This window comes from Phyllobacterium sp. 628 (genome assembly GCF_014189505.1).
In the GTDB taxonomy this organism is placed as follows: domain Bacteria; phylum Pseudomonadota; class Alphaproteobacteria; order Rhizobiales; family Rhizobiaceae; genus Phyllobacterium.
Map to the genome: position 1 here is coordinate 586138 of NZ_CP050301.1, position 13262 is coordinate 599399.

Consider the following 13262-nt stretch of genomic DNA (forward strand, 5'->3'; position numbering starts at 1 on the left):
ATGAGATATCCGTCAGGATGGGGCAACGACGGTTGATATGAAGATTGCTAATGGAGATGGTCGCGGGGGAAAGTGCAGTACGCGGAAGGCCGGTACTGAGGAAACTGCGGACTGCGCTTGGTGGCGCAGGCTCAACACTGGCAATGCTTTTGGCAACATCCTTTGCTGCCCGCGCCGAAGATCCGCTTGGCAAGATCAGCACCCCTTTTGGTTATGCATTCGGAACGTTCGAAGTCGTCCAGTTCGCCATATTCCTTGGTGCTATGGGTGCAGCCCTGTTGTCGGCCGGATGGCTGATCCGCGAGCGCAGCCGTATCGCCAATGAAAATCGTCAACTGCGCAACAAGGTAGCCGACCTCAACGTTGCGGTTCAGCGCAGCGAAGCTCTGCTCAATCTGAAAGACCAGCGTGTCGTTGTCTGGGAAGGCAATTCCACCACGCCCAATCTCGTTGGCAGCCTGCCGCCGGAAATCGGCATTCCGGAGGACCGTGCCTTGTTTCTGGCCTTTGGCCGCTGGTTGCGGGTTGATTCCGTGACCTTGCTGGATCGCTCGATCGAAGCATTGCGCAGCAAGGCCCGTCCCTTCGATATTGTTATCGAGACATCGAAGGGTGCGCCGCTGGAAATCCAGGGACGCACCTCCGGCAGCTATGCGATTGTCCGTTTTATCAGTCTGGGGGAAGCCCGGGCCACGCAGGCTCTGCTGAAATCAGAGAACTACCAGCTGAATGAAGCTGTTACCACATTGCGTGGTCTGTTGGAGCAGCTGGACATGCCGGCCTGGAGCCGCGACCGGGGTGGCCGGTTGAGTTGGGTCAACATGGCTTATGCCAAAGCCGTTGACGTCAACGATGTACATGTGGCGGTAACCGAAGGTCGTGAACTTTTCGGCGTTCAGGCGCGTGAACGGATCGAGCGTGAAAAGGCGGTTAGCCATGCTTTCCGCGACGAACTCTCGACGGTTGTCGGCGGTGATCGCCACGTGTTCAAGGTCACGGATATCGCCTGTAATGCCGGTTCTGCGGGCCTGGCCAACGATGTCAGCGATATTGAACTGGTGCGTGAAGAATTCAAGCGTACGGTGCTCAATCATTCGGATACGCTGGATCAGCTGAATTCTGCTGTTGCGATGTTTGATGCCAACCGGAAGCTGCAATTCTTCAATCAGGCTTTTGCCAAACTCTGGGGACTCGAGACCTCGCTGCTGGAAAGCAGGCCGGACAATGCCATGCTGCTGGATCGCTTCCGCAGCGATGGCACTTTGCCGGAACAGCCGGACTGGCGCCGCTGGAAAGAGTCGATGCTGTCGGCCTATCACTCGGTCGAGTCGCAGGAACATTTGTGGCACCTGACTGATGGCCGGACATTGCGCGTCATCGTTAATCCACAGCCCAAGGGCGGCGTCACCTGGGTCTTCGAAAACCTGACCGAAAAATTGCAGCTTGAAAGTCGCTACAACACGCTGATCAAGGTTCAGGGTCAGACCTTGGATCATCTTGCCGAAGGCGTCGCCGTGTTCGGCGCGGATGGCAAGATTCGCCTTTCCAACCCCGCCTTCGCCTCACTCTGGACGCTGAAGACCGAACAGGTCGCCGAGGGCATGCACATTTCCGCTATCCGCCGCCTGTGCGAGCCGGTGTCCAATACGGCCCAATGGGAAAGCTTTGTGACAACTGTCACCGGCTTTGATGACAAGCGGGAATCGCTGTCCGGTCACATCGAGCTGACGACGGGCAAGATTCTGTATTTTGCCTCCGCACCGTTGCCCAGCGGCCAAACCATGCTGACCTTTGTCGATGTGACGGATTCGGTTCGCGTCGAACGGGCGCTGAAGGAAAAGAACGAGGCGCTGGAGCGCACGGACGAATTGAAGAACGATTTTGTCCAGCATGTTTCCTACGAATTGCGTTCGCCGCTCACCAATATTATGGGCTTCACGGAACTGCTGCAAACGCCGCTGACCGGGCCGCTCAATGAGCGCCAGCGCGACTATCTCGATCATATCGGCACGTCGTCTTCGGTTCTGCTGACAATCGTCAACGATATCCTTGATCTTGCGACAGTGGATGCCGGGATCATGGAGCTCGATATCAGCGATGTCTCCGTTACCGATGCCGTAACCACTGCATCTGAAAAAGTCGCGGACCGGCTGAAAGAGCACAACATTCTTCTCGATACCCATATTGCGCAGGGCGCGGGTTCCTTCCGTGCTGATGCAAGCCGTGTCAAACAGGTGCTTTCCAACCTCCTGAGCAATGCAGCCAATTACGCACCTGAGGGCAGTACCATCACGCTGACGTGCAAACGCGACCAGAACGAGATGGTTTTCAGCGTTCAGGACAATGGACCGGGCATGCCTGATCATGTGCTCGACAGCATCTTCAAGCGCTTCCAGCCCTATCCCAATGGTGGCCGCAAGCGCGGCGCAGGGCTTGGCCTTTCCATTGTCAAAGGCTTCGTTGAACTGCATGGCGGCTCCGTGGATATCAGCAGCGTTGCCGGCAAAGGCACATTGGTGACCTGCCGGTTCCCGCTGGAAGCTCGCACATTCAGCATCGCTGCTGAATAGGTGCCCATGACGTCTCTGACCGTTCAGCTCGCAACAACGGAAGACACGGAACGGCTTGGCCAGGATCTGGCACTTGCCCTTGTCAAAGGCGACCTTGTTGCCCTTTCCGGCGATCTTGGTGCCGGGAAATCCACACTGGCACGTGGCCTGATCCGGACGATTGCCAACGATGCCGCCTACGAAGTGCCAAGCCCCACTTTCACCATTGTGCAATCCTATCCCGAACTGCGCCTGCCAGTGAGCCATGTCGATCTCTACCGGTTGTCATCGGCGGATGAGGTTGATGAACTTGGACTTGATGAAGCCTTGGAAGATGGCGCAGTCCTCGTGGAATGGCCGGAGCGCGCAGACGGCGCATTGGGGAAGCCGACCATTCGCATCACCCTTCTCAATGAGGGAGATGGTCGCAAGGCTGAAATTGATGGTGAGCCCGCATCACTTGCACGGTTGCAGCGCTCGCTGGGTATTCGTACCTTTCTTGGGCGGGCAGGCTATGCCAACGCGGATCGCAGCTATCTCCTGGGTGATGCCTCTGCTCGCGGCTATGAAACGATCGACGCGGGCTGTATCCGGCCGTTGATCCTGATGAACTCGCCCTATAATCCCGGCGGCCCAATCCTTCGCGATGGCAAGACCTATATGCAGATCGCCCATCTGTCGCAGTCAGTTACGGCGTTCGTTGCCGTCAATCAGCTGCTTTGTTCCAATGGATTCTATGTTCCGCAGATCTTGGCGGATGATCTCGACAATGGTTTTCTGCTTCTGGAAAATCTCGGCAGTGACGGGATACTCGATGCAGATGGTGCGCCGATTACCGAGCGCTACGAAGCGGCTGTCCGCCTGCTGGGCCGGATGCACGAGTGCTCGTGGGCGAGAGATATCACCGTTGCCAAAGGTCATACGCATCATATTCATGATTTCGACCGTGACGCGATGATGATCGAAGTGGAGCTTTTGTCAGACTGGTACGTGCCTCGCATGTCGGGAAAGCCACTTTCATCGGAAAGCAAAGCGTCATATGTCGCCGCTTGGGATAAAGTCTTTAGCCAGCTTAACGATTGCGAAAAAAGCCTTGTGCAGCGGGATTTTCATTCGCCGAATATTCTATGGCGTGCAGAAGGGCGCGGCATGGATCGTGTTGGCCTGATTGATTTTCAGGATGCCATGATCGGTCCATCTGCCTATGACGTTGCCTCGCTTGTGCTGGATGCGCGTGTGACGATCGACCCGGAATTGCAGGATCATCTGCTCAAAGCCTATGTTGAAAAGCGGCTATCGCGCGACAAGACTTTTGATGACATATCGTTCCGGCAGGCTTTTGCCATCATGGCTGCGCAGCGCAATGCCAAAATCCTTGGAATCTTCGTGCGCCTGGATGAACGGGACGGCAAGCCCTATTACCTCAAGCATCTGCCGCGTATTCAAACTTATCTTGCCAGCGTTTTGAGCCATCCATCACTGGCGCCGGTGCGCGAATGGTGCGAAGAGATCGGCATTCTTTCTCTGGAGTTGCGGTGAATGGCAATACCCCATACGGCAATGCTTTTGGCAGCGGGTCTCGGCAAGCGTATGCAACCGATCACCGATACTTTGCCCAAGCCGCTGGTAAAGGTAGCCGGCAAATCATTGATCGATTGGGCACTGGATGCGCTTGACGTGGCGGGCGTCAAGCGCGCTGTGGTCAATGTGCACTATCTGGCCGATCAGATGGAGACACATCTCAAAGCCCGGCAAAGCCCAGGGATCACCATATCCGACGAGCGCGCCGAACTGCTCGATTCCGCTGGCGGTATCGTCAATGCTTTGCCGCTGATTGGACCTGATGCCTTTTATATTTTGAATGCTGATACATTTTGGATCGAAGGATCAAAGCCCAATCTTGTCCAGCTTGCGGAAGCGTGGGATGCTTCGACCATGGATATCCTTCTGATGATCGCGCGGATAGATCAAGCAACCGGCCACGAAGGTCGCGGTGATTTCACCATGGCCGCTGACGGCACGCTGGCGCGATATCGCGAGGATAACGGCTCGCCGTATATTTATGCAGGTGCCGCCATTGTTCATCCGCAGCTTTTTGCCGGAAAACCGGCAGTGCGCGCCTCGCTCAATCGCTATTTCGATGAGGCAATCAGCACCGGCCGTCTCTACGGTATGCCGATGGAGGGCTATTGGCTGACTGTCGGTACGCCAGCCGCGATCGGTGCGGCGGAAGCCGCCATTCTTCGTCTCGGGCAGGGGAATCATGGCTGACCGGCACAGCCCTCGTGTTTTTTCGATTGCTCCCGGCGCCCCGTTTCTTCCCGCTCTGGTGGATGCACTTCTTTCCGGCAACCTGATTCCGGACTATCCCGCCAACCCCACTGATCCCTTGGCCTTGGCGCAGGCGACAATTTATGTGCCAACTCGCCGCGCGGCGCGCACTTTGCGGTCGCTGCTGGTAGAGAAGAGCCCGGCTAAATCCGCGATCCTACCGGTCATCCGCCCGCTGGGTGATGTGGACGAAGATGCGGCCATGTTTGACATGGGTTCGGATGCTTTTTTCGATCTGCTGCCGCCTGTCAGTTCCACCGAACGGCTCTTGCTGCTGGCACGGCTGGTGCGGCCATGGCGTGAACGTCTGCCGGAGCATGTCCGCGCCCTGTTCGGCAATGAGGATATCGCTATTCCGGCCACCACGGCAGATGCAATCTGGCTGGCGCGTGATCTTGCCGGGTTGATGGATCAGGTCGAAACCGAATCCACCGGCTGGAATACCCTGTCAAATATTGTTTCGGAAGAGCTCCCGAACTGGTGGCAGGTGACACTGGATTTCCTCAACATTGTCACCAGCCTTTGGCCTGACATCCTGTCAGACCGGCATCGCTCCAATCCTGCGGCGCATCGAAACCACCTGATTGAGCTGGAAGCGGAGCGTTTACTGCGCAGCCCGCCGCCGGGTCCGGTAATCGCGGCAGGTTCCACCGGTTCAATTCCGGCGACAGCGCATCTGTTGGCAGCGATTGCCTCTTTGCCGCAGGGCGCGGTGGTTCTGCCCGGGCTTGATCGCGATATGGATGAACCCAGCTGGCAGGTGCTGGCCAATACGGAAGACAATCCGTCCATTTTCGGCCACCCGCAATTCGGCTTGAGGAAACTTCTGGGTGAACTCAGCGTGTTGCGGCAGGATGTCGTGCATCTCGGCACTGTGACGCCGCAGAAGCGCTCCCGCGAGCATCTGCTGGCGGAAGCCATGCGTCCGGCTGAAACCAGCGAGGCGTGGAGCACAATTGACCGGGAGAGCAGCGGGTTTTCTGCAGCTATCGCACCCGTCGCGCTGATCGAGGCGGCCAATGAGCGCGAAGAAGCGCTGGCCGTTGCCATTGCCCTGCGCGATGCCATTGAAGAGCCGCATAAGACGGCTGCACTCATTACTGCGGACCGTGATCTCGCCCGGCGGGTTGCCAGTGAACTTGCGCGCTTCAACATTACTGCTGATGATTCCGGCGGCCATGCGCTGCGCGAGACGCAGCCCGCAACGCTTTTGCGATTGACACTGGAAACGGTGTTCAACCCCGGTGATCCGGTGGTTCTGTTGGCATTGCTCAAACACCCGCTGACCCGGCTGGGTATGGACCGCAACGCAGTGCGGCAGGCAGCTGAAACCATCGAATTGATAGCGCTGCGCGGCGGTACCGGCCGCGCCACCTTGTCAGGGCTCGCCGGATTCTTTGAGAAACGTCTTGCCGAAAGCAGCGCAACACCGTTCGAACCGGTTTGGCTGCGGCAGATCTCGGTGGAGCGTATTGAAGCTGCGCGCACAGTCTGCGCCGCGCTTGGCCGGTGCATGGACGAGCTTGGTGCCTTTACCGAAACTGTAGAACCGGTGGAGATGGGCGATATCGTTCGTGGCACCATCGCCAGTCTCGAAAATCTGGTGCGTGACGACAAAGGCGATATAGCAGGCCTTTATTCCGGCGCGGCCGGTGAACAATTTGCTGCCTTTCTGCGCAACCTTGTCTCCGCCGATTCCGGCCTTGATTTCTCTGCCGTCGAATGGCCGGCAATGATCGAGGCGCTGATGGCGGGTGAGGTGGTCAAGCCGAAGGCTGGTGCCCATCCGCGTCTGTTCATCTGGGGTGCGCTGGAAGCGCGCCTTCAAACTGTTGATACGGTGATCATCGGCGGGCTGAATGAAGGCTCCTGGCCAAACAAAACGCGCAATGATCCGTTCATGTCGCGGCCGATGAAATCCATCATCAATCTGGAACCGCCGGAAAGGCGTACGGGTCTGGCGGCGCACGATTTCCAGATGGCCCTTGGTATGGAACGGGTAATCCTCAGCCGCTCGCAGCGCTCTGCCAACGCACCGACTGTTGCTTCGCGCTGGTTGCAGCGGCTCGAAACCGTGCTGGGCAAGAAGGCGAGCGTAGACCTGCGTGTGCGTGGTGCACAATATCTGCATTGGACACGCGAGATTGACGATGCGCCGGATGAGGATTTCGTCAAACGTCCAGAACCAAAGCCGCCGCTCGACGCGCGGCCCAAACATTTCTCTGTCACGGAAATCGAGACATTGCGGCGCGATCCCTACGCGATCTTTGCCCGGCGTATCCTGCGGCTGCGTCCGATTGAGCCGCTCATTCGTGATCCTGATGCTGCAGAGCGCGGCTCACTGTTTCACGACATCCTCGCGCATTTCACTGAACAGGGCCTCGATCCCGTTCATGCCGATGCATCAGCGATTCTTTCCGAAATCGGCCGGCGCTATTTCGACGACATCGCCTTGCCGGAGGAAATCGATGCGGTGTGGTGGCCACGCTTCCTCAATCTTGTACCAGAGTTTCTGCAATGGGAGCGCGACCGGGCACCTTTGCTCGCCGAACGCCATCCGGAAATTGCTTCCAAAAAAATACCCGTTGAAGCCACTGGCGTAACATTATCGGGCCGGGCGGATCGTGTGGACCTGATGCGCGACGGCACGGTGGAAATCATCGACTACAAGACCGGCTCCACGCCATCGCGCAAACAGGCCCACGTGCTGCTGTCGCCGCAACTGGCGCTGGAAGCAGCGCTGCTGGCCCGTGGTGCGTTTCATGAGGTCGGCAAGCGCTCAGCCTCTGATTTGCTCTATGTCCGCCTGCGCCCGAACGGCAAGGTCGATCCGGAATCAATCCTCAAGGTCGGCTCTGCTGCCAACAAGAGTGAGAAAACTGCGCCTGAATTGGGTGAGCTTTCATGGCTGCGGCTGAACGAACTGCTGATTGCCTATCAGGATGCTGAAAAAGGTTATCTGTCGCGGGCATTGCCATTCAAGGAGAGCGATCTGACCGGCGATTATGATCATCTTGCCCGGGTGCTGGAATGGTCGGCAGGCGGCGCGGATGATGGCGGCGAGGGCGGCGAATGAAAAAGCCTCTCATCATTCCGGCCGAAACCATCACAGACCAGAACAGGGCTGCCAATCCGCAGGATTCCGTTTGGGTGTCGGCCAATGCCGGTTCCGGCAAGACCCACGTTTTGACCGAGCGCGTCATCCGCCTTTTGCTCGATGGTACCGATCCGTCGAAGATACTGTGTCTGACCTATACCAAAGCTGCGGCGGCGGTCATGCAGAACCGCGTCTTTGCCCGGCTGTCGGAGTGGGCGACGATGCCTGCGGAGGCGCTGGAGCAAACCATCGAGAAGATCGATGGCAAGCGTCCCGGCCAAACCCGGCTTGCACAAGCCCGCCGCCTGTTTGCCCGCGCACTGGAAACGCCGGGGGGGCTGAAAATCCAGACCATCCACGCTTTCTGCGAGGCCATTCTCCATCAGTTCCCGCTGGAAGCGAACATTGCCGGCCATTTCGAATTGATGGACGACATGATGCAGACGGTGCTGGCTGGCGAAGCCCGGCGGCAATTGCTGCAGACAGCCCGGCTGGACGGCAATGTGGAACTTGCTGCAGCCTTTAACGATGTGCTTGATGCTGCCGGTGAATTCGGTTTGCAGGAACTGCTCGATGAGGCGGTCCACAAGCGCCACGACCTGACCCAGTTTATCCGCGAAGTCGGGCACGATGCCCTGCGCCGCCCATTGTTCTTTGCCCAGTTCGGTTTCACCGGCCATGAGACAGAAGCGGATATCCTGTCTGCGCTCTGGCCGGTGCCGGAGTTCACGCGCGATGTGCTGGAAGACATTATGGCGGTGCCGAAAGGCGCCTCCCGCGCGCAGGAATTCGCCCTGCTGCTGCGCTTTGCCAAGGTGAACGACCAGATTGATGAACGCGAAGATGTGCTCCGCGCCGCATTCCTGAAAGCAACCGGCGAACCCAAGAGCGGCGGCTATGTCGGCTCGAAAGGTGTGACGGACCGCATTCCGGATTTTGTCGAACGGTATGAACGTGCTGCGGACAGGGTATTTGCCGGCTTGGATCGCCTCAAGCAGCTGCGGCAAATCCGGCTGACCCTGTCGGCGCTGGTCCTGGTCGATGATCTTATAGGCCGTTACCAGCAGATGAAGCGGACGCGTGGTCTGCTCGATTTTGACGATCTGATCGTACGCACGGTTACCCTGCTGGCGCGGCAGGATGCGGGGCCGTGGGTGCAGTACAAGCTCGACAAGGGCATCGATCACATTCTTGTCGACGAGGCGCAGGATACCAGCCCCAATCAGTGGCGGGTGATCCGCCTGCTGAGCGAAGAGTTTTTCTCCGGCAGCACCGCCCGCAATGTCAGACGGACTCTGTTTGCGGTGGGTGACGAAAAACAATCCATCTATTCGTTTCAGGGCGCCATCCCGGAAGATTTTGCCCGCCACGGCAAAACAACGCAGAAAAGTGCTCAGAACGCTGAACTGAGCTTCGCCAAGGTCAATCTCAACTTCTCCTTCCGTTCCGTGCCGGATGTGCTTTCAGCCGTCGATGAGGTTTTCAAGCGGCCCGAAGCCAATCGCGGCTTTGGTGCGGACCATGGTGCGACGGTACACACGGCTATCCGCTCGCACGATCCCGGCGAAGTGCAGGTCTGGGACATGCTGACGCCGGAAACGACGCAGCAGGAAGAAGACTGGCGCACCCCGGTGGACAGTCTTCCGGCACCGCCCATTCGCCTTGCCGAGCAGATCGCCAAGACGATTGATCTCTGGTTGAAGAATGGCGAAATTATAGAGGGCAAGAACCGTCGGCTGCAGGCGCGCGATATCATGGTGCTGGTGCGCAAGCGCGATCAGTTCATGCCGGCCCTGTCGCGCGAGTTGAAAAAGCGTCATGTGCCCGTCGCCGGTGCGGACCGGCTGAAACTCACCGATCATATCGCCGTCAAGGATCTGATGGCGCTTGGGCGGTTCGTGCTGCTGCCATCCGATGATCTGTCCTTCGCGGCGCTGCTGAAAAGCCCGCTGTTCAAATGGGACGACGATCAGCTATTCGACCTGTCCTATGGACGCGCGGAAAACGAGACATTGCATCAGCGGCTGACCATTCGTGCCAGGAATGATATGGCTCTGGCTGCTGTCGCCAAGCGCTTGCAGGACTGGCGCAACCGCGCCGATACGGTGCCGGTATTTGAGTTTTACGCGGATATTCTCGGCAGTGGTGGCGCGCGCAAGGACCTTCTGGCCCGCCTCGGCCATGAGGCTGGCGATGTCATCGACGAGTTCCAGAATTACGCGATTGCAACGGAGAAGACCGGCTTGCCCGGACTTCAGGCATTTCTTGAGACCTTGGAAGCGGCCACGCCGGAGATCAAACGTGAACTCGACCAGAGCCGCGATGAAGTGCGCATCATGACCGTGCATGCCGCCAAAGGTCTGGAAGCCGCCGTGGTGTTTCTGGTCGATTCCGGCAGTTCCGCCTCGTCGGGCGGACGAACCCCTAACCTTCTGTCTTTTCCTATGAAAGAAGAGGAGGGCTGGCAGGGGAAGGGCTTTCTGTTTGTGCCCTCCAAATCCTATGCCACCGCTTTCACCGGATCGATTGTCGATAATCTGAAAGTGCGTTCGGAAGAGGAATATCGCCGCCTGCTCTATGTCGGCATGACCCGCGCCGAGGATCGTTTGATCGTTTGTGGTTATCGTGGCGCGCGTCAGTCGCCCGATACATGGCATAGTCTTGTTGATGCGGCGCTGACGGAATCAAGCGAACCGTTTGATCACCCGGTTGAAGATATCGTGGCCAAGCGCTACCGCAAGACGGAACGCACGAGCGCCCCGGTACAGGAGCCGGAGAGCCCGTCGATGACGCCGGTTCTCCCATTCCCGATTTCCTATCGTGCGCCCATGGCGCGGGAAGCGGGTTTGCCGCGTCCGCTCGCACCGTCCGGCGTCTCGCTTCTGATAGAGCCGGAGGAAGAACCGCCACTGGTGACCGGATCGCCTGTGCTTGGCGATGATGGCAGAGATCCCTCTTTTGCCATCCGGCGTGGTACGGTCATCCATGCCTTGTTGCAGACATTGCCCAACCTGCCTGTTGATCAACGCAGGACTGCCGCCGAGCGCTATCTTTCCCGCGCGGCCTTTGACTGGCAGCCGGAAGAAATAGAAAACGCGCTCAAATCCGCATTCTCCGTCATGGATGATCCGCGTTTTGCGCCGGTTTTTGCCACAGGTTCACTGGCTGAAATCGCTGTCATGGGAACGCTGCATCTGCGCGGCAAGGATCATGCGATATCCGGCGTCATTGACCGCCTGGCAGTCAGTGAAGACCGCGTTCTGATTGTTGATTACAAGACCAATCGCCCGCCGCCACGTTCATTCGGGGATGTGCCGGATGCCTATGTGGCGCAGCTGGCCCTGTACCGGCAGCTGCTGGAGCCGCTTTATCCCGGCAAGAACGTAGAAGCGGCCTTGCTGTTTACGGAAGGTCCGTATCTAATCGATATTCCAGTGAATGAGATGCAGGGTGCACTTGCCCGTCTCACCGCATCGTGAGATGACCGAGCTTGACGCCGGTGGGTAGACTCACCACATGATGGGCAACAGTCAATAACCGATAAGGAAAAGCCGATGGCTACCGTCAAGATCGACACCAGCAATTTCCAGTCCGATGTGCTTCAGGCCGGTCAGCCTGTTGTTGTCGATTTCTGGGCCGAGTGGTGCGGCCCATGCAAGATGATTGCACCAGCACTTGAAGAGATCGCTTCCGAAATGGAAGGTAAGGTTACCATTGCCAAGGTCAATATCGACGAGAATCCGGAACTTGCCGCTCAGTTTGGCGTGCGTTCCATTCCAACGCTTCTGATGTTCAAGGACGGAGAACTTGCAGCCAATCTGGTTGGCGCTGCTCCCAAGAGCAAGCTTAGCGATTGGATTCGCAATTCGGCTGCATAAGTTGAAGAGACTTTTGTCCTGATCAAGCCCGGCCTCGCGCCGGGCTTTTTATTGCGCCAGGTTTATTGTGGCGGTGTTCCGTTTTCAGAGAGAACATCTCCGGCGAGATACAGCGATCCACCAATCAGGATGCGTGGCGCTGCCTCGGACTTGTCCCAGCTGTCGCGCAATATCTTCAACGCATTCTCGACCGAATGCACAGGCTCGGCCGAAAGTCCGGCTTCCGCAGCTGCAATTGCCAGTTCCTCATGCGGAATACCGGAATCGCTGGAGCGGATCGGCACCGTGTAAACGTGCCGTGCCATGCCGGTGAAAGCTTCGAAATAGCCGACTGGGTCTTTGGTGTTGATCATGCCGGTGATCAGGAACAGCGGACGCGGGCTGCGATCTTCGAATGAAGCAATGGCTTCGGCAATCACCATGCCCGCACCGGGATTGTGTCCGCCGTCGAGCCAGATTTCCGAACCGGGCACCGCCAGATCGATGAGGTTGCCTTTGGTCAGACGCTGCATGCGCGCCGGCCATTCAACCGTCGTCATGGCCGTTTCGATGGCATAATCCGGCAGGGTGAAACCGGCTGTTTTAACCGCCTGAATAGCCGCCGCCGCATTCGACAGTTGATGACGGCCAAGCAGGTTTGGTAATGGCAGATCGAGCAGGCCCGTATTGTCCTGATAGATCATGCGGCCGCGCTCTTCAAAGGCCAGAAAATCCTGACCATAGACGGCAAACGGGCAATCCCGGCGTTCGGCAGTTTCGATCAGCACCATGCGTGCTGCTTCTTCTTCCTGCGCGCCAATAACCACAGGGCAGTGCGGTTTGATGATCCCGGCTTTTTCGGCGGCAATCAGCTCGACGCGATCACCAAGATAGGGCTGATGGTCAAGCGAGATCGGCATGATGACGCTGACGGCCGGTTCCGGAATGACATTGGTCGCATCGAACCGTCCGCCAAGCCCAACTTCGAGGATCACGGCATCGGCGGGATGCTCGGAGAATAGAACGAAGGTAACAGCAGTCAGAATTTCGAAAACGGTGATGGCTTGACCGGCATTGGCCTCCTCAACGCGGATCAACGCATCGGCAAACACGTCGTCATCGACCAGCTTGCCGCCACCGGGAGCGCCCAGCCGGTAGCGCTCGTGCCAATGCACGAGATGCGGCGAAGTGTGAACGTGAACCGTATAGCCTGCAGCTTCCAGCAGGGCACGCGAGAACGCAACGCATGAACCCTTGCCGTTGGTCCCGGCCACATGAATAACCGGCGGTATTTTCAGGTGGGGATTGCCCAATGTGTCCAGCAGGCGCGTCACACGGCCAAGCGACAGATCAAAACCCTTGGGATGAAGTCCGAGCAGCCGCTCGATGATTGCCTCAGCCTTGGATGACACGGACAAAACCAATGGC

General features: G+C 58.0%; 7 protein-coding genes. 6 read left to right on the forward strand and 1 reads right to left on the reverse strand.

Going from position 1 to position 13262, the window contains the following annotated elements; genetic code table 11:
- The first annotated feature begins 56 nt into the window (after window positions 1-56).
- From HB779_RS04485 to trxA, 6 genes are all read left to right on the forward strand, one after another.
- Window positions 57-2570 carry a PAS domain-containing sensor histidine kinase gene (locus HB779_RS04485; RefSeq protein WP_188345771.1) on the forward strand — a complete coding sequence of 838 codons (2514 nt, stop codon included), beginning with the start codon at window positions 57-59 and terminating at the stop codon, window positions 2568-2570.
- Between the two features lie 6 nt (window positions 2571-2576).
- A complete protein-coding gene (gene tsaE / locus HB779_RS04490) occupies window positions 2577-4088 on the forward strand; it encodes a tRNA (adenosine(37)-N6)-threonylcarbamoyltransferase complex ATPase subunit type 1 TsaE (protein WP_188344599.1) in 1512 nt (503 codons plus the stop codon).
- Entirely contained in the window at window positions 4089-4820 is a 732-nt protein-coding gene (locus HB779_RS04495; RefSeq protein ID WP_188344600.1) for a nucleotidyltransferase family protein, read from the forward strand.
- Window positions 4813-7956, forward strand: coding sequence for a double-strand break repair protein AddB (gene addB / locus HB779_RS04500; RefSeq protein WP_188344601.1), 3144 nt, complete (start codon window positions 4813-4815; stop codon window positions 7954-7956). Before HB779_RS04495 ends, addB begins: the two co-directional genes overlap by 8 nt.
- Entirely contained in the window at window positions 7953-11456 is a 3504-nt protein-coding gene (gene addA / locus HB779_RS04505; protein ID WP_188344602.1) for a double-strand break repair helicase AddA, read from the forward strand. The genes addB and addA overlap by 4 nt, the downstream gene beginning before the upstream one ends.
- Window positions 11457-11531: 75 nt before the next feature.
- The gene (trxA, locus tag HB779_RS04510) at window positions 11532-11855 is read left to right on the forward strand and encodes a thioredoxin (RefSeq protein ID WP_091879310.1); all 324 of its coding nucleotides are present in this window, start codon (window positions 11532-11534) and stop codon (window positions 11853-11855) included.
- Window positions 11856-11917: 62 nt separating this feature from the next.
- On the opposite strand, the gene HB779_RS04515 is transcribed toward trxA, so the two are convergent.
- On the reverse strand, window positions 11918-13246 hold the full coding sequence (locus tag HB779_RS04515) for a folylpolyglutamate synthase/dihydrofolate synthase family protein (protein WP_188345772.1): 1329 nt from the start codon (window positions 13244-13246) through the stop codon (window positions 11918-11920).
- Between the last annotated feature and the right edge of the window lie 16 nt (window positions 13247-13262).